At 77.3% G+C, this 19,277-nt stretch carries 6 protein-coding genes; all 6 read left to right on the forward strand.

Annotated features, from left to right (window positions below):
* The first annotated feature begins 355 nt into the window (after positions 1 to 355).
* Positions 356 to 3,280, forward strand: a complete 2,925-nt coding sequence (locus ACIRBY_RS37495) for an AAA family ATPase (RefSeq protein ID WP_403909531.1) — start codon at positions 356 to 358, stop codon at positions 3,278 to 3,280.
* Positions 3,277 to 6,528 carry an AAA family ATPase gene (locus ACIRBY_RS37500; protein ID WP_403909533.1) on the forward strand — a complete coding sequence of 1,084 codons (3,252 nt, stop codon included), beginning with the start codon at positions 3,277 to 3,279 and terminating at the stop codon, positions 6,526 to 6,528. Before ACIRBY_RS37495 ends, ACIRBY_RS37500 begins: the two co-directional genes overlap by 4 nt.
* A gap of 237 nt (positions 6,529 to 6,765) precedes the next feature.
* A complete protein-coding gene (locus ACIRBY_RS37505; RefSeq protein WP_403909536.1) occupies positions 6,766 to 7,944 on the forward strand; it encodes a cytochrome P450 in 1,179 nt (392 codons plus the stop codon).
* Complete coding sequence (locus tag ACIRBY_RS37510) at positions 7,941 to 8,153, forward strand: ferredoxin (RefSeq protein WP_403909539.1); 213 nt, start codon at positions 7,941 to 7,943, stop codon at positions 8,151 to 8,153. The genes ACIRBY_RS37505 and ACIRBY_RS37510 overlap by 4 nt, the downstream gene beginning before the upstream one ends.
* 217 nt (positions 8,154 to 8,370) lie before the next feature.
* Positions 8,371 to 9,963, forward strand: a complete 1,593-nt coding sequence (locus ACIRBY_RS37515; RefSeq protein WP_403909548.1) for a GMC oxidoreductase — start codon at positions 8,371 to 8,373, stop codon at positions 9,961 to 9,963.
* A gap of 174 nt (positions 9,964 to 10,137) precedes the next feature.
* A partial coding sequence (locus ACIRBY_RS37520; protein WP_403909542.1) for a type I polyketide synthase occupies positions 10,138 to 19,277 on the forward strand: 9,140 nt, incomplete at its 3' end.

Below are 19,277 nucleotides of genomic sequence, written 5' to 3' on the forward strand. Positions count from 1 at the left end.
CGTCGCCGCAATCCCGCCCGCCCCGCGACGCTCTCCCGGCCACCGCTGGGAGGTGCCCCCGGGCACGCACTCCCGCCGCACCGGCCGCACGACCGCGTACGCGGCCACGAGGCCGTACGCCCGGCGCGCCGGGAGCACGCGCCCGTCGCCGCGGGGCGGGAGGGAGTTCGGCGGCGGGGGGCTTCGGCGACGGGCTCTGACGGCGCGTCCGGGACCGTTCCCGGACGGGGGCGCACGGCCGCCGCCCGGGCCCGCCGCCCGACCGGAGGGCGCAGGGCCCGCCGGCCCCCGCGGAGCGCCGCACGGGGCCGGCGGGGGAGACCCACCGACACGACACCCAGGAGGACGGACAGCCATGCCACGGACGACAGCCGCCCCGCCCGGCCCCGCGGCGGGCCCGCCCGGCCCGCACCCCGGCCCGGGCTGCCCGGCGGTGCCCATCGGACGGGACACCGAGGACCGGCTGCTGCGCGGCCTGCTGGCCGACCTGCGGCGGGGCCGGCCCGCGGTCGTCGCGGTCCAGGGGCCGCCCGGCATCGGACGCAGCACGCTGCTGGACCATGCGGCGGCCCTCGCCGAGGAGGCCGGCGTACGGGTCGCCGCCGCGGCCGCCTCGCCCGCGGAGACCTGCCTGCACCACGGGATCGCCGCCCAGCTCCACGCCCAGCTGCTCCCCGGGACCGCCGCACCGGACCTCCCGCCCGGCCCCGCACGGCCCGGCGGCGTACGGGCCCGCCCGCCCGCCGACCTCTGCGGCCCCTTCCTGGCCGCCGCCCGCAGCCACCCCCTGCTGCTCGTCGTCGACGACACCCAGTGGGCCGACCCCCCGTCACTGCGCCTGCTCCAGGCACTGGCCCGGCGGCAGGCCGGGGTGCCGCTGATGCTGCTCACCTCCCGCAACAGCGCCGCCCGGCCGGACCCCCACGACCGGATCGAGCCCTGCCCGCTGGCCGACGGGCGCTCCGTGGCCCGGTACGCCCTCGACCTGCCCCCGCTGTCCACCGCAGCCGTCCGCCGGGTCCTCGACGCCGCCTGGCCCGACGGCATCGACGCGGCCTTCCACCAGGAGGCCGCCCGGTGCCTCGACGGCAACCCCGCCCTCCTGCGCTCGGTCGTCGCCCGGTTCACCCGGCACGGCTGGACCCCCCGGACCGGCCACCTCGACCACCTCGCGGAGAGCACGGCCGAAGCCGTCAGGGAACGCACCGTGCGCACCCTTCCCCTGCTGCCCGCGGAACTCCTCGGCGTACTGCGGGCGATCGCGGTCGCCGGCCCCGACTGCACCCCGGGCCTGATCGACGCGCTGGCCGCCGGCCCCGGCACCCCGGGCACCGCCCGGGCCCTGACCCTGCTGTCCGGCACCGGCCTGCTCGCCGACGGCCCCCGCCCCGCCCTGCGCAGTGGGGCCGCGGCCCGGGCCGTACTGGCCGACCTCGACACCGGGCAGCGGGAGGACCTCCACGCCCGGGCCGCCGCCTGGGCCCACCGGGCGGCCCTGCCCGACCGCGCCGTGGCCCGGATGCTGCTGGGCGCCGGCCGGATCGGCGCCCCCTGGGCCGTGGCGGCGCTGCGCCGCCGGGCCGCGGAGCACCGGGCGGCCGGCCGCCACGCCCGGGCCGCCCGGCTGCTGGAGCGGGCCCTGCGCGAGCCGGTGCCGCAGGCCCTGCGGGTCCGGCTGCTCACCGAACTGGGCACCGCCACGCTCCCCGCCTCGCCCGAGGCCGCGAGCCGCCACCTGTACCGCGCCCTGGACCCCCCGGCGGGCGCGGACCCGTCCGCGCCCGCCGACCCCGGCACGGTCCGGGCCCGGCTCCGCGCGGCCGAACTCCTCGTGGCCCGCGGTGACGTCCTCACCCCCGCCGCCCGTATCGCCCGGGCCGCCGCCGACGCGGAGCCGGGCACCGCCGAGCACTCCGCGCTGAGGGCCCTGCACTGGATGGCCGAACACGGCCGTCCCGACCCGGAGGAGGGCTGCGGGCCGCCGCTGCCCGACGCCTGGCCCGCCCGGCCGCAGCAGGCCGCCGAGGCCGCCGTGGCCGCCTGGCGGACCGCGCAGCGGGGCCTGGACATCACGCGCGCCCGCGCGCTCGCCCGGGCCGCCCTGGCACCGGAGGCCCGAACGCACGTGCCGCCGGCCGTCCGGACCGCCGCGGCGTACGCGCTCGTCCTGAGCGGGGACACGGAGGAGGCCCGCGGCGCGCTCGACGGGATCCTGGTGTGCGCCGGACGGCGGGACGCCCGGCCGGTGGCCGGTGCGGCCCTGCTCGTCACCTGCCTCGCCGAGCTGTGGGGCGGACGGGACGCGGCCGCCTCCGAGGCACTGGACCGGTGCGAGGAGGTCATGCCGGGCCGCCTCTGGCACCCCCTCATGGCGCCCGGCCCCCTCGCCCTGCGGGCCCTGCTGGACCTGCGCCGGGGGGACGCGGACGCCGCCGCGCGGATCCTGGAGACCCGGCTCCCGCCCGCCGCCGAGGGAGGCCTGGCCTGGGCCTACCTCCTCTACGCGCGCGGACGGGTCCGGCTCGCGGCCGGCGAGCCGGACGGGGCCCTCGCCGACCTGCTGGAGTGCGGGCGCCGGCTGCTGGCCCGGCAGGCGGTCAACCCCGCCCTGCTGCCCTGGCGTTCGGCGGCCGCGCGGACCCGCGACCCCGAGGACCCCCTGGCGGTGCGGCTGCTGGCCGAGGAGCGCCGCCGGGCCCTGCTCTGGGGCTCGCCCGTCGCACTGGCCACGGCGCTGGCCCCGCGCCCCGGCGGAGCCGGCGCACCCGGTGCGGCGGCGCGGGCCCGGGGGCGCGCGGCCGGCTGGCAGTACCGGCAGGCGCTGGTGGCCCTCGGCACGGCCCCCTTCTCGGGCCACCTCACCGTCGACACCCTGCTGGACGACGACCGGTCCGCGGCCGGCCCCGTACCGGACCCGGGTGCACCGGAAGGGGGAGCGGCAGGGGGACCGGCAGGGGCCGGGCATCCGGCACCGGACGCGGACCTCGGCGCGCGGCCCGAACGGCCGCGGCCCGCCCCGGCGCACGGCGGCCCGCAGAGCCCCCGGCGCGGCGCGGCTCCGGCTCCGGGAGCGGCGGCCGCCCTGCTGACCGACGCCGAGTCCCGGGTCGCGGCGCTCGCCGCCGGCGGCCTGCCCAACCGGGCCATCGCCGGGGAACTCGCCGTCACCCCCCGCACGGTCGAACAACACCTGACGAAGGCCTACCGGAAGCTCGGCATCCGAGGGCGACCCCAGCTGGCCGCGGCACTGGAACGAACAGCGACGGAGGAACCGATATGACGCACCTGCTCCACCGGCAGCAGGAACTCGACCTGATCACGGCGGCGTTGGACGCCACCGGCCGCGGAGCCGGAGGCGGGTCCCTGACGGTCGTGACCGGGGGCATCGGCATGGGCAAGACCGCCCTGCTCAGGGCCCTGCCGGATCTCGCCGAACGCCGGGGCGTCCGCGTCCTCACCGCCAGCGGATCCCCGCACGAACAGGCCTTCGGCTTCGGCGTGCTCAGCCAGCTGCTGACCCCGCTCCTCCCCGCCGACGGCGGCGCCGTCACCCCGCCCGAGGACCCCGCCGACGCCCCCGACGGCTCGGGGCAGGACGCCGAGCTGCTCGCCCTGGTCGCCGGACACGCCGACCGCAAACCCCTGCTCCTGCTGGTGGACGACCTCCAGTGGGCCGACGCCCCCTCGCTGCGCTGGCTCGCGCGGCTGGCCGGACGGCTGCCCCGGATGCGCGTCACCCTGGTCGCCGCCCTGCGCGAAGGGGACCCCGGCGAGGACGAACCCCGCCTGCACCACCTCACGGGTCGCGCCGCCGCCGTCCTGCGGCTGCGCCCGCTGTCCATCGGGGCCACGGCCGACCTCGTCGCCGCCCGCCTGGGCCGGCCCGTGGACCAGGATTGCGCCCGCGCCTGCCAGGAGGCGACGGGCGGTCACCCCCTGCTGCTCACGGCCACGCTCGACGCCCTGACCGCCGCCGGGGCGCAGGACCGCGGGGGACGGCTGCCCGACGCACGGGTGATCCGCGGGATCCGGCCCGACGGCCTGCGCGAACGCCTCGCGGTGGTCCTGCGCGGCCAGCGGCCGCCGGTGTGGCGCTTCGCGAAGGCCCTCGCCGTGCTCGGCGAGGACACCTGGGCGGCCGCGGACGCCCGGGACACCGGCCCCGACGGGGGCACCGGCCTTGCCCGGGACACCGGCCCCGACGGGGGCACCGGCCTTGCCCGGGGCGCCGGTTTCGACGGGGGCACCGGCCTTGCCCGGGACACCGGCCCCGACGGGGGCACCGGCCTTGCCCGGGGCGCCGGCTCCGCCCGGGACACCGGCCCCGCCCGGGGCACCGGCCCCGACGGGGGCACCGGCCCCGCCCGGGACACCGGCCCCGACGGGGGCGCCGGCTCTGCCCGGGGCACCGGCCCCGCACGGGGCACCGGCCCCGCACGGGGCACCGGCCCCGCCCGGGGCACCGCGGACGCGGGTGCCCCCGGAGCGGCCGACGCGGAGGACGCCGAGCCCGGGGAGGACCCCGCCGCCCGGCTCGCCGGCCTCGACGCCACCGGCCGCGCCGAGGCGGTACGGGCGCTGCGCCGGCTCGGCCTGCTGGCGGAGGACCCCGTACCCCGGTTCGTCCACCCGGTCGTCGCGGACGCCGTGGAGGAGGCGATGGACCCCGCCGAGGCCGAGGACGTGCGGCTGCGCGCCGCCCTCCTGCTGCACCAGGGCGGCCACCCCGCCGAGCGGGCCGCCGCACAGCTGCTCGCCGTCTCCTCCTGCGGGGAGCCCTGGGCGCAGGAGGTCCTGCGGGCCGCCGCCACCGCCGCCCTGCGCCGCGCGGATCCGGAGGCCGCCGCCCGCCACCTGCGCCGCGCCCTGCTGCTCAGTCCGCCCGACGGGCCCGCCCGCGCCGAGCTCCTCGTGGAACTCGCCACCGTCGAGCGGGACTTCGCCCCCAGAGCGGCGCTGCGCCACTTCACCCAGGCCCTGCTCCTCCTCCCGGACCCGGCCCGCCGCGCCCGGGTGGCGGGCCGGATACCTCCGTTCCTCCTCGACGACTGCCCGCCCGCCGTCCTTGACACCGTCTCCGCGACGGCCGCCGGGCTGGGGGACGCGGTCGGCCTCACCGGCACCGCCCGCCGCAGCGCCCTGCGGCTGGAGGCCCGGCTCCGGCACGCCGCCGTGGCCGCGCCGGCCGAACTGGCAGCCTCCGCGGACCGGCTGCGGGCCCTGGGCCCCGTCCCCTGCCTGGACAGCGCCGCGGACCGCGAACGGGTCACCGTCCTGCTGCACGGGGCCGTCCTGGCCCAACGGGTCACCGCCGCCGAGGCCGTGCCCCTCGCCGAGCGGCTGCTCCAGCACGAGCCGGCCACCCCGGACCACGTCCACACCGCCCTGCCCCTGCTGACCGACGTCCTGGTCGCCGCCGACTCCCTCGGTACGATCGGCCCCTGGCTGCACACCGCCTACGACCGGGCCCGCCGCGACCGGGCCACCGTCCCGCGCGCCCTGATCGCCGTCGAGCTGGCCCACCTCGCCCTGGCCCGGGGGGACCTGGCACTGGCCCGCACCCACGCCGCGGAGGCCCTCGACCTGGACGCCACCGGCTGGGCCACGCTCCGTACCCTGGCCGCCGTCGTCCTGGCCGCCCTGGAAGCCCGGGACACCGCCCTGTGCGAACGGCTGCTGTCCGGCTCCGCGCCGGACGCCGCGCACGGCCACCTGCCCTCCCTGCGGCTGCTCATCCGGGGCACGGCCGCCGCCCTGCGCCACGACCTGCCGACCGCCCTCGGCTGCTACCTCGACTGGGGCCGCACGGCCGAACGCGCCCACTGGCGCAACCCGGCCGTCGCGCCCTGGCGCTCCTGGGTCTCCGCGCTCCACTACCGCACGGGCCGCCCCGGCCAGGCCCACGACCTGATGGACGAGGAGTACGCGCGCGCCGTGAGCTGGGGAAGCCCGGTGGCCATCGGCCGCGCCCAGCGCGGCCGGGGCGCGATCACCGGGGGAGAACGGGGACTCGCCCTGCTGCGCGAGTCCGCGGCCACCCTGGAACGGACCGCCCACGTCCTCGAACAGGCCCGCACCTCCCTGCTCCTCGGCAGACGGCTGCTGGCCGTCGGCCGGGAGGCCGAGGCCGAGCACCGGCTGACCCGGGCCCGGGAGCAGGGCCTGGCCTGCGGGGCGCCCTGGATCGCCGACCGGGCCGGCCGGGCGCTGCACACCATCGCCGGGTCCCGGGGCGCGGACGCGGTCGCCGCGCTGACCCGTACCGAACGCCGCGTGGCCGCACTGGCCGCCGGCGGCACCTCCAACCGGGCCATCGCCGAACGGCTGGAGGTCAGCGCCCGGGCGGTCGAGAAGCACCTCACCCAGGCCTACCGCAAGCTGCGCATCGACGGCCGCGCCGCACTCGTCCCGATGGCACGGCTGCTCGCCGAGGAGTGTCCCGAAGCCCGGAGGCGGACGGCGCAGGGGCGGGGGTCCGGCGGGGGGTCCGCACCGTACCGAACCGAAGCCTCCCGGTACCGCCCGTAACCGTACCCCCCGGCCCGCGCCCACAGGGTTAGTGCGCCGGGGATTGATTTCGTTGACACCTTTCACGGCGTCTCCATACCGTCGTGGTGGCGCTGATCGAACTGCGCGCACTGCGGAGTTCGAATTGCAGAGCGCCGTGTTAAGAACGCGTTGACGCCGTATTGAGGCCGCGTTTCCGGGGGGTTCGGCCGCGATAGGGCCAGCCAAGGAAGGGCATATATGAGCCAGGGTTTACCGGTGACCTTTACCACTGTCCGGGACGGATACTTCAACCCGCCCCCGGCGACCCGTGCGCTGCGCCGGACCGAACCGCTGACGCGCATGGAATTCGCCGACGGCCACCTCGGATGGCTCGTCACCGGATATTCCGCCGCCCGGGCCGTCCTCGCCGACGCCCGGTTCAGCGCCCGCGGGGAGCTCAAGCACCCGCCGGTCCCGCGCGCCGCGACCCTGGACGAGGCCCCGGCGGCGCCCCCCGGCATGTTCATCCAGCACGACGACCCCGAGCACCAGCGCTACCGCAAGCTGCTCGTCGGGCAGTTCACCGTCCGCCGCATGCGCCTGCTCACCGAGTGGATCGAGAAGATCACCGCGGAGCGGCTCGACGAGATGGAGCGCCTCGGCTCCCCCTCCGACCTCTTCGAGCACTTCGCCCTGCCCATTCCCTCCCTCGTCATCTGCGAACTGCTCGGCGTCCCCTACGCCGACCGCGCCACCTTCCAGCACCACACCCACGTCTGGAGCAGCTTCGGGGAGTCCACCGAGGACGTCACCGCCGCCTTCCTGGAACTGGGGGCCTACCTCGGCGGCCTGGTGCGCCTCAAGCGCACCGAACCCGCCGACGACATCCTCAGCGGACTGGTCACGGCCGACCCGGACCTCACCGACGAGGAACTCACCTCGATCGCCTTCCTGCTGCTGGTCGCCGGCCACGAGACCACGGCCAACCAGCTCGCCCTCGGCACCTTCGCCCTGCTGGAGCACCCCGGGCAGCTGGCCGCGCTGCGCGCCGACCCCTCGCTGATCGAGGGCGCCGTCGAGGAGAGCCTGCGCTACCTCAGCATCGTCCACCACGGCCCCACCCGGGCTGCGTTGGAGGACGTGGAGATCGAGGGCACCCTCATCAAGGAGGGGGAGGTCGTGATGGTCTCCCTCGCCGCCGCCAACCGCGACCCCGAACGCTTCCCCGACCCCGAGTCCTTCGACGTGACCCGCCGCGCCGCCGGCCACCTCGGCTTCGGCCACGGCATCCACCAGTGCCTGGGCCAGCAGCTGGCCCGCATCGAACTGCGGGTCGGGTTCACCGCCCTGCTGGAGCGCTTCCCGCAGCTGCGCCTGGCCTGCCCGCCCGAGGAGATCCGCCTCCGCCACGACATGCAGGTGTACGGCGTGTACGCGCTGCCCGTCGCCTGGTGACGGACGGCCCGCTGCGGGTCGGGGTCGACCGGCGGCTGTGCTGCGGCGCCGGGATGTGCGCCCTGCTCGCCCCCGAGGTCTTCGACCAGTGCGACGAGGGCTTCGTGCTCCTGCTCGACCCCGGCCCGCCCGCCGCCGCGCACGCCGCCGTGCGCGAGGCCGCCGACCAGTGCCCCTGCTCGGCGATCACCCTGCACACCGCCGACTGACGCCTCCCGAAGGGCTCCCGCGCCCCGCGCGGGGCCCCGCGTCACCCACGACGCCGCGCCCGGCCGCCCGCGTCCCCCGGCCTGCCGCTTCCCCGACGCCCCGCCGCGCCCGCCGTGCGAGGGCGCTCCACGCACCACAGCCCGTTCCCTCCATCGTCATCCCGAAAGTCAGGAACCCACCGTGGAACAGCACCTCTCGCGCCGCCGCTTGCTCGGCATGACGGCCCTCGGCGCGGCGGCCCTCGCGGGCAGCACCACCATCGGCGCCCCCCGGGCCCTGGCCGCCGACCGCGCCGACGGCGTCGCGTTCGTCCCCGCCGTCGTCATCGGCACCGGCTACGGCGCCGCCGTCTCCGCCCTGCGCCTGGGCGAGGCCGGAGTCCGCACGGTCATGCTCGAAATGGGCCAGCTGTGGAACCAGCCGGGCCCCGACGGCAACGTCTTCTCCGGCATGCTCAAGCCCGACAAGCGCTCCAGCTGGTTCAAGAACCGCACCGAGGCCCCCCTCGGCAGCTTCCTGTGGCTCGACCTGGCCAACCGCGACATCGACCCGTACGCCGGTGTCCTGGACCGGGTCAACTTCGACCAGATGTCGGTGTACGTGGGCCGCGGCGTCGGCGGCGGCTCCCTCGTCAACGGCGGCATGGCGGTGGCCCCGAAGCGCTCCTACTTCGAGGAGGTGCTGCCGCGGGTCGACGCCGCCGAGATGTACGCCCGCTACTTCCCGCGCGCCAACTCCATGCTCCGCGTCAACCACATCGACTCCGGCTGGTTCGAGAGCACCGAGTGGTACAAGTTCGCCCGGGTCTCGCGCGACCAGGCCCAGAAGGCCGGACTGGGCACCGTCCACGTCCCCAACGTCTACGACTTCGACCACATGCGGCGCGAGGCGGCCGGGGAGGCCCCCAAGTCCGCGCTGGGCGGCGAGGTCATCTACGGCAACAACCACGGCAAGCAGAGCCTGGACAAGACCTACCTGGCCGCCGCCCTGGGCACCGGCAAGGTCACCATCGAGACCCTGCACCAGGCCAAGACCATCCGGCAGCAGAAGGACGGAACCTACCTGCTGACCGTCGAACAGCGGGACGCCGACGGCCGGCTGCTGGCCACCAAGGAGATCTCCTGCCGCCACCTGTTCCTCGGCGCCGGCAGCCTCGGCTCCACCGAACTGCTGCTGCGCGCCCGCGAGACCGGGACCCTGCCGAACCTGAGCTCCGAGATCGGCGCGGGCTGGGGCCCGAACGGCAACATCATGACCGCCCGCGCCAACCACGTGTGGAACCCCACCGGCGGCAACCAGTCCTCCATCCCCGCCCTGGGCATCGACGACTGGGACAACCCCCAGAACCCCGTCTTCGCCGAGATCGCCCCCATGCCGGCGGGCGTGGAGACCTGGGTCAGCCTCTACCTGGCGATCACCAAGAACCCCGAACGCGGCACCTTCGCCTACGACGCGGCGACCGACCGGGCCGCCCTGCGCTGGACCCGCGACCAGAACACCCCCGCCGTCAACGCCGCGAAGTCGCTGTTCGACCGCATCAACAAGGCGAACACGACGATGTACCGCTACGACCTCTTCGGCAAGCAGTTGAAGGCGTTCTCCGACGACTTCACCTACCACCCGCTCGGCGGCTGCGTCCTCGGCCGGGCCACCGACGACTACGGCCGGGTGAACGGCTACAAGAACCTCTACGTCACCGACGGCTCGCTCATCCCCGGCTCGATCGGCGTGAACCCGTTCGTCACCATCACCGCCCTGGCCGAACGGAACATCGAGCGCGTGATCCGCCAGGACGTCACCGCCGCGTAGCCGGCGGCGGGCGCCGGTCCGCCGGGCCCGCGGGGTCGTCCGGTCCGGAAGGGCCGTCCGGTCCGGCACGCAGGGGGAACAGCACGGGGGCCCTCCCCGGCATGCCCGCACGCCCCGAGGCGCTGCGGAACCAGCAAACCAGCAGTAGTTCAACGGGTCGATGGAGCACACATGATGCGCGAGTCTGTTGCGATGCCGGAGGAATCCGGGAACGACGCACACGAGGTGATCGTGGCGATCGGATCGGCGCACCGCACGCCGCAGGACACCGGCGCGGGCCGGGCGTTCGACGCGGAATTCCTCGCGGACGCCACCGGAGACCCGTCGGACCCCGCCCGGACCGACGCCCTGCCGCACGGCCCGGCCGCGGCGGAAGCCTGGTGGGAGGCGCTGGAGGACGCCGGAGTCGTCCTGGCCGCCGCCCCGGCGCCGCGCACCGGCGTCTTCCTCGCCTTCCCCGGCGAGGAAGACGCACCGCTCCCGGGGGAGGAGGACGCCGCCGCCGCGGTCGGCGCCGTCCTGCGGCTCCCCGCCGCGGCCGCCCCGCTGCTGCGCCTCCTCCCCACCGGCGCCGACGCCCTGCGCGCGGCCCACGACAGCCTCGGCCGGGGCGAGAGCGCCCTCGCCCTGGCCGCCGGCCCCGGCGTCCGCCCGCCGGGCGCACCGCAGGACGCGCCCGCCGGCTACGGCGCCGTCCTGCTGAAGTCCCTCGCCGGGGCCCGGGCCGACGGCGACCGCGTGCTCGCCGTACTCGGCGCCGACGGCCGCTTCACCGCGGCCGCCGACCTCGGCTGGAACCTCGGCCCGGGCTCCGCCCCCGCCCTCGCGGCGGACACCGGCCACGCCACCGGAGGTACCGCCGGGGCCGACACCCCCGCCCTCGTGGCGGACACCTGCCATGCCACCGGAGGTACCGCCGGGGCCGACACCCCCGCCCTCGTGGCGGACACCTGCCATGCCACCGGAGATGCCGCCGGCGCCGACACCCCCGGCCCCGAGGACGGACCCGCCGCCGACGGCGCTGCCGGCGCCGGCACGGGCTCCGAACGCGCCTCCGCAGCCGCCGTCCTCGGCGCCGACGCCGCCATCGGTGAGCCGGTGCCCTGGATCCTCTCCGCCGCCGGCCCCGAGGCCCTGCGCGCCCGGGCACGCGGGCTCCACGAGCACCTCACCGCGCACCCCGGCCTCGACCCGGCCGTCGTGGGGCGGGCCCTGGCCACCACCCGGCACCACTTCCCGCACCGCGCCGTCCTGCTCGGCGACGGCCCCGCCGGGCTCCTCGACGCCCTCTCCACCCTCGCCGCCGGCGGATACGCCCCCGACGTGGTCCGCGGCACCGCCGCCGCCCGCCCGACGGCCTTCGTCCTGTCCGGCATCGGCGGACAGTGGCCCGGCATGGCCGCCGAACTCCTCGACTCCTCAACCGAGTTCCGCACCGCCGCCCTGCGCTGCGAGCAGGCCCTCGCCCCCTTCACCGGCTGGCTCCTCACCGACGTGCTGCGCGGCGCCCCCGGCGCCCCCGCCCTGGACACCCCCGACGTCAGCGTGCCCGCCACCTTCGGCGTCCAGATCGCCCTCGCCGAGACCTGGACGGCCCACGGGGTCCGCCCCCGCGCCTACGCCGGCCACAGCATCGGCGAGGTCGCCGCCGCCCACCTGGCCGGCGCCCTCACCCTGGAGGACGCCGCCCGCACCATCCACGCCTGGGGCGACGCCCTGGCCGAACTCGCCCGGCACGGCGGCGACATGCTCGCCGTGAGCCTGCCCGGCCACCGGCTCCAGGAACGGCTCGCCCCCTGGGCGGACCGGCTGGTCATCGCCGCCCACAACGGACCCGGCTCCCAGGTGGTGTCCGGCGACGGCGACGCCCTGCGCGCCCTGCGCGCCGAACTGGAGGCCGACGGCGTCCGCTGCGGCGGCGTACGCCTCGGCGCCGCCGCCCACTCGGCGCACGCCGACGCCGTCCGCGACCGGATGCTCGCCGCCCTCGCCGGCCTGGCCCCCCGCGGCGGCCACACCCCGCTCTACTCCTCCGCCACCGGCGGCATCGTCGACGGCCGCACCCTGGACGCCGGCTTCTGGTTCGAGGCCCTGCGCCGCCCCGTCCGCTTCGAGCAGACCACCCACGCCCTGCTGGCCGACGGCCACGAGGCCCTCGTGGAGATCAACCCCCACCCCTCGCTGACCGCCGCCATGCAGGAGACCGCCGCGGCCGCCGGACGCCACGCCGTCACCATCGCCACCCTGCGCCGCGGCCAGGGCGGCCTGCGCCGCCTGCGCACCGCCCTCGCCGAGGCCTGCGTCCAAGGCGTCGACGTCGACTGGTCGACCGCCTTCCCCTCCGCCCCCGCGGGCCGGACACAGCTGCCCACCTACCCCTTCCAGCGGTCCGCCGCCGACGGCCCGGCCGCGGCCGGCCGGCTCGCCCAGCTGCCCGAGGCCGAGCGCGAGCACACCGCCGCCGCCCTCGTCCGCTCCCTCACCGCCGCCCTCCTGGGGCTGCCCGGCCCGGACGCCGTCGCCCCCGGACAGGCCTTCCGCGACCTCGGACTGGACTCCGTCACCGCCGTCGAACTCCGGGGCCGCCTCAACGAGGCCACCGGACTCGCCCTGCCGCACACCGTCGTCTTCGACCACCCCACCCCGGCCGCCCTGACCGGACGGATCCTCGCCGAGGCCCTCGGCACCCACGAGGACCCGGCCGACGAGGACACCACCACCGCCGCCTGGGACGAACCCGTCGCCATCGTCGCCATGAGCTGCCGCCTGCCCGGCGGCACCGACACCCCCGAAGCCCTGTGGCAGCTGCTCACCGAGGGCCGCGACGCCGTGTCCGCCCTGCCCGCCGACCGCGGCTGGGACGTCGAGGGCCTCTACGACGCCGACCCCGGCCGGCCCGGCCGCTACTACCAGCGCGAAGCCGGCATGCTCCCCGAAGCCGCCGACTTCGACCCGGAGTTCTTCGGGATCTCCCCGCGCGAGGCCCTCGCCATGGACCCCCAGCAGCGGCTCCTGCTGGAGACCGGCTGGGAGGTCCTCGAGCGCGCCGGCATCGACCCCGCCACCCTGCGCGGCACCCGCACCGGCACCTTCGTCGGCGCCATGAACCAGGACTACGGCCCCCGCCTCCACGAGGCGCCCGAGGACATCAGCGGCTACCTGCTGACGGGCAACAGCGTCAGCGTCGCCTCCGGCCGCCTCGCCTACACCTTCGGCCTCGAAGGCCCCGCCGTCACCGTCGACACCGCCTGCTCCTCCTCCCTGGTCGCCCTGCACCTGGCCGCCCAGTCGCTGCGCACCGGCGAATGCTCCCTGGCCCTGGCCGGCGGCGTCACCGTCCTGCCCACGGCCGGCTCCTTCGTCGAGTTCAGCAAGCAGCGCGCCCTGGCCCCCGACGGCCGCTCCAAGGCCTTCTCCGCCGACGCCGACGGCTTCGGCCTCGCCGAAGGCACCGGCATGGTCCTCCTGGAGCGCCTCTCCGACGCCCGCCGCAACGGCCGCCGGGTCCTGGCCGTCCTGCGCGGCTCCGCGATCAACCAGGACGGCGCCTCCAACGGCCTCACCGCGCCCAGCGGCCCCGCCCAGCAGCGGGTCATCCGCCAGGCCCTCGCCAACGCCGGGCTGACGGCCGCCGACGTGGACGCCGTCGAGGCCCACGGCACCGGCACCCGCCTCGGCGACCCCATCGAGGCCCAGGCCCTGCTCGCCACCTACGGCCGCAACCGGCCCGAGGACCGGCCGCTGTGGCTCGGCTCCCTCAAGTCCAACATCGGCCACACCCAGGCCGCCGCGGGCATCGCCGGCGTACTGAAGTCCGTCCTCGCCCTCCAGCACGGCGTCCTCCCCAGGACCCTGCACGCCCAGGTCCCCTCCCCGCACGTGGACTGGACCGCCGGACGGGTCAGGCTGCTGACCGACGCCGTGGACTGGCCCGCGACCGGCCGCCCCCGCCGCTACGGCGTGTCCTCCTTCGGGATCAGCGGCACCAACGCCCACGCCGTCCTCGAAGAGGCCCCCGCCGAACCCCCTGCGGCCGACCCGGCCCCGGAGGCGGACACCCCCGCCGACGCCGTCGACGTGCCCTGGATCCTGTCGGCCCGCAGCCCCGAGGCCCTGGCGGCCCGCGCCGAAGCCCTCCTCGCGCACACCGCCGCGCACCCCGGCGCCCGCCCCGCCGACATCGGCCACGCCCTCGCCACCACCCGTACCGCCTTCGAACACCGCGCCGTCGTCACCGGCGCCACCGAAGCCGAACTCACCGAGGGCCTGCGCGCCCTCGCCGCCGGCGGCTCCACGCCCCGCACCGCCCGGGGCACGGCCGCCGACGGCCGTCGCGTCGCCTTCGTCTTCCCCGGCCAGGGCTCCCAGTGGGCCGGCATGGCCGCCGGACTCCTCGACACCTCCGCCGTCTTCCGCGAGCGCATCCGCGCCTGCGGCCGGGCCCTGGCCCCGTACGTGGACTGGTCCCTGGAGGACGTCCTGCGCGGCGCCCCCGGCGCCCCCGCCCTCGACAGCGCCGACGACGTGGTCCAGCCCGCCCTGTGGGCCGTCATGGTCTCCCTCGCCGAACTCTGGCGCTCCTTCGGCGTCGAGCCCTCCGCCGTCATCGGCCACTCCCAGGGCGAGATCGCCGCCGCCGCCGTCTCCGGCGCCCTCGGCCTGGACGACGCCGCCCGGGTCGTCGCCCTCCGCAGCCGCCTCCTCGCCCGCCTCGCGGGACTCGGCGGCATGGTCTCCGTCCCCGAACCCCTCGCCGACGTCACCCGGCGCCTGGAGCAGTGGGGCGAGCGGCTCGGCATCGCCGCGATCAACGGACCCCGCTCCACCGTCGTCTCCGGCGACGCCGACGCGCTCGGCGAACTCCTCGACGCCTGCACCGCCGACGGGGTCCGCGCCAAGCGGGTCCCCGTCGACTACGCCTCCCACTCCGCCCACGTGGAGCTCATCGAGGCCGAACTCGCCGAAGCCCTCGCCGGCATCACCCCGCTCACCCCGCACGTCCCGTTCTACTCCACCGTCACCGGCGAACCCGTCGACTCCGCCGCCCTCGACGCCGCCTACTGGTACACCAACCTCCGCACCACAGTCAGCTTCGAACCCGCCGCCCGCCGCCTGATCGCCGACGGCCACCAGGTCCTCGTCGAATGCAGCCCCCACCCCGTGCTCGCCATCGGCCTCCAGGAGACCGCCGAGGACGCCGCCGCCACCGTGGACGTCCTCCCCTCGCTGCGCCGCGGCGACGGCGGCACCGCCCGCTTCCTCACCTCCCTCGGCGAGGCCTGGACCCGGGGCGTCCCCGCCGATTGGGCCGCCGCCTTCGCCGGTCCGCGCCCGCGCCCCGCCGACCTGCCCACCTACCCCTTCCAGCGGCGCCGCTTCTGGCTCGACGCCGCCGCCCCGGCCACCACCTCCGAGACCGGCCCCGCCCACAGCGAGGACGAGGCCCGCTTCTGGGCCGCCGTCGAGAACACCGACGTCGATGCCCTCACCAGCTCACTGGACCTGGCCCCCGACGCCTCCCTCGACAGCGTGGTCACCCGCCTCGCCGACTGGCGCCGCCGCTCCACCCGGACCGCGCGCATCGACGGCTGGCGCTACCGGATCACCTGGACCCCCACCGAGACCCGGGCCCGGCGCGGCAGCCGCGCCCCGCTCACCGGCACCTGGCTGCTCGTCACCACCGCCGCCCACCAGGACGGCGCCACCGCCACCGCCGTCCACGACGCCCTCACCGCCCGCGGCGCCCGCGTCGTCCGCATCCCCCTCGACCCCGCCTCCCACCCCGACCGGCAGACCGCGGCCGCACTCCTCACCGACCGGCTCGCCGAGGCCGCCCTGGAGGCCGACCAGGTCACCGGAGTGCTCTCCCTGCTGGCCGAGGACCCCGCCGACGCGCCCGGCCGACACGTGTCGGCCGCCCTCGCCGCCACCCTCGCCCTCGTCCAGGCCCTCGGCGACACCGGCATCGGCGCCCCCCTGTGGTGCGCCACCTCCGGAGCCGTGGCCACCGGTCCCGCCGACCCGCCCCGCCACCCCGCCCAGGCCCAGCTCTGGGGCCTCGGCCGGGTCGCCGGCGCCGAGTACCCCCAGCGCTGGGGCGGCCTCGTGGACCTCCCCGAAACCCTCGACGCCCGCGCCCTCGACCTCCTCACCGGCCTGCTCGCCGACCCCGACGGCGAGCAGGAGCTCGCCGTCCGCGCCACCGGCACCCTCGCCCGCCGGCTGGTCCGCGCCACCGCCGACGCGGCCGCCCCCACCGGCGAGCACGCCCTCGCCCGCCCCCACGGCACCGTCCTGGTCACCGGCGGCACCGGCACCCTCGGCGCCCACGTCGCCCGCTGGCTCGCCCGCTCCGGAGCCGCCCACCTCGTCCTGACCAGCCGCAGCGGCCCCGCCGCCGAAGGCGCCGCGGAACTGCGCGCGGAACTCGCCGCCCTCGGCTGCCGCGCCACGATCGCCGCCTGCGACGTCAGCGACCGCGCCGCCCTCGCCGAGCTGCTCGGCTCCCTGCCCGCCGAGCACCCCCTCAGCGGCGTCATCCACACCGCCGGCGCCCTCGACGACGGCGTCCTCGACGCCATGACCACCGACCGCCTGGAACACGTCCTGCGCCCCAAGGCCGAGGCCGCACTCCACCTGCACGAGCTCACCGCCGGCCACCGCCTCGACTTCTTCGTCCTGTTCTCCTCCATCGCCGGCATCGTCGGCAACGGGGGCCAGGGCGGATACGCCGCCGCCAACGCCCACCTCGACGCCCTCGCCCACCACCGCCGCGCCCAGGGCCTGCCCGCCACCGCCATCGCCTGGGGCTCCTGGGGCAGCGGACGCATGATGGGCCGCCACGCCGAGGAACACCTCACCCGGCGCGGCATCCTCCCCATGCCCGCCGACCTCGGCATCGCCGCCCTGCGCCGCGCCATCGAGCACGAGGACGCGGCCGTCACCGTCGCCGACATCGACTGGGAACGCTTCGTCCGCGCCTTCGCCCCCACGGGCGACTACCCGCTCCTGCACCGCCTGCCCGAAGCCCGCCGGATCCTCGACGGGGCCGCCGCGCCCGCCGGCCCGAACGGCCCCGCCGCGGGCGGCCCCGCCCTCGCGGGACAGCTGGCCGCACTCCCCGCTGCCGACCGCCTCCGGGCCCTGGTCGAGCTCGTCCGCACCCAGGCCGCCACGGTCCTCGGCCACGCCGGCGCCGGCGCCGTCCAGCCCGAGCGGGCCTTCCGCGACACCGGGTTCGACTCGCTCACCGCCATCGAACTCCGCAACCGGCTGGCCGGCGCCACCGGCCTGAGGCTGCCCACCACCGTCGTCTTCGACTACCCCAACCCGGCCGAGCTCGCCGCCCACCTCGACACCCTCCTCGTCGGCAGCCCGCAGGCCGCCGCGCCCGCCGCCGCGCCGGCCGCCCGGCCCGCCGACGACGAGCCCATCGCCATCGTCGCGATGAGCTGCCGCTTCCCCGGCGGCGTGACCTCCCCCGAAGACCTGTGGAAGATCCTCTCGGAGGGCGAGGACGCCCTCTCCGCCTTCCCCGCCAACCGCGGCTGGGACCTCGACGCCCTCTACCACCCCGACCCGCAGCACCCCGGCACCACCTACGCCCGCGAAGGCGGGTTCCTCCACGACGCGGGCGAGTTCGACGCCGCCTTCTTCGGGATCTCCCCCCGCGAGGCCCTGGCCATGGACCCGCAGCAGCGGCTCCTGCTGGAGACCACCTGGGAGGCCTTCGAACGCGCCGGCATCGACCCCGCCACCCTCAAGGGCAGCCGCTCCGGCGTCTTCATCGGCTCCAACGGGCAGGACTACGCCTCGGGCCTGCGCCGGGCCCCCGAAGGCGTCGAGGGCTACCTGCTGACCGGCCGGGCCGCCAGCGTCGTCTCGGGCCGCCTCGCCTACACCTTCGGCCTGGAAGGGCCCGCGCTGACCGTCGACACGGCCTGCTCCTCCTCCCTCGTCGCCCTCCACCTCGCCGTCCAGTCCCTGCGCCAGGGCGAATGCGAACTCGCCCTTGCGGGCGGCGTCACCGTCATGTCCGGCCCCGGCATCTTCGTCGAGTTCAGCCGCCAGCGCGGACTGGCCCCGGACGGCCGCTGCAAGGCCTTCGCCGCCGCGGCCGACGGCACCGGCTGGGGCGAGGGCACCGGCATGCTGCTCCTGGAACGGCTCTCCGACGCCCGCCGCAACGGGCACCGGGTGCTGGCCGTCGTACGGGGCTCCGCCATCAACCAGGACGGCGCCTCCAACGGCCTCACCGCCCCCAACGGGCCCTCACAGCAGCGGGTCATCCGCCAGGCCCTCACGGACGCGGGGCTCGCGCCCGCCGACGTCGACGTCGTCGAGGCCCACGGCACGGGCACCCGGCTCGGCGACCCGATCGAGGCCCAGGCCCTCCTCGCCACCTACGGCCAGGACCGCCCCGAGGACCGGCCCCTGTGGCTGGGCTCGCTCAAGTCCAACATCGGCCACACCCAGGCCGCCGCCGGCGTCGCCGGCGTGATCAAGCTGGTACTGGCCCTCCAGCACGCCGAACTCCCCCGCACCCTGCACGTGGACGCCCCGACCCCGCACGTCGACTGGACGGCCGGCTCGGTCGAACTGCTCGACGCCCCCGTGGCCTGGCCCGAAGCCCCGGGGCACGTCCGCCGCGGCGGCGTCTCGGCCTTCGGCGTGAGCGGCACCAACGCCCACGTGATCATCGAACAGGCCCCCGTGCCGGCCGCGGCCGAGACCCCCGGGGACCCGCAGGACACCCGGGACGACCAGACGGCGGACGCCACGGCCGCGGCGCGGACCCCCGTCGCCTGGCTGCTCTCCGCGAAGACCCCGACCGCACTGCGCGCCCAGGCCCGGCGCCTGAGCGCCCACCTCACCGCGCAGGAGCACGAGGAGGCCGGCCCGGCCGACATCGGCTACTCCCTCGCCACCGGCCGGGCGGCCCTCCAGCACCGCGCGGCCGTCCTCGGCACCGACCGCGCCGAACTCCTCCGCGGCCTGGACGCCCTGGCCGACGACGACACGGCCGGCTCCGCCGCCCACGTCGTCACCGGCGGCACCGACCCGGCCACCGGCCACGGACCGGGCCGCACCGCTTTCCTGTTCTCGGGGCAGGGCAGCCAGCGCCCGGGCATGGGCCGCGAGCTGTACGCCGCCTTCCCGGCGTTCGCCGACGCCTTCGACGAGGTCTGCGCCCACCTGGACGCCCACCTGGAACGGCCTCTGCGGGAGGTGGTGTTCGGGGAGGATGCGGAGCTGCTGGACGAGACGCGGTTCACCCAGCCGGCGTTGTTCGCGGTGGAGGTGGCGTTGTTCCG

Origin of the sequence: Streptomyces sp. NPDC096136 (assembly GCF_044763325.1) — a bacterium.
Classification (GTDB): domain Bacteria; phylum Actinomycetota; class Actinomycetes; order Streptomycetales; family Streptomycetaceae; genus Streptomyces.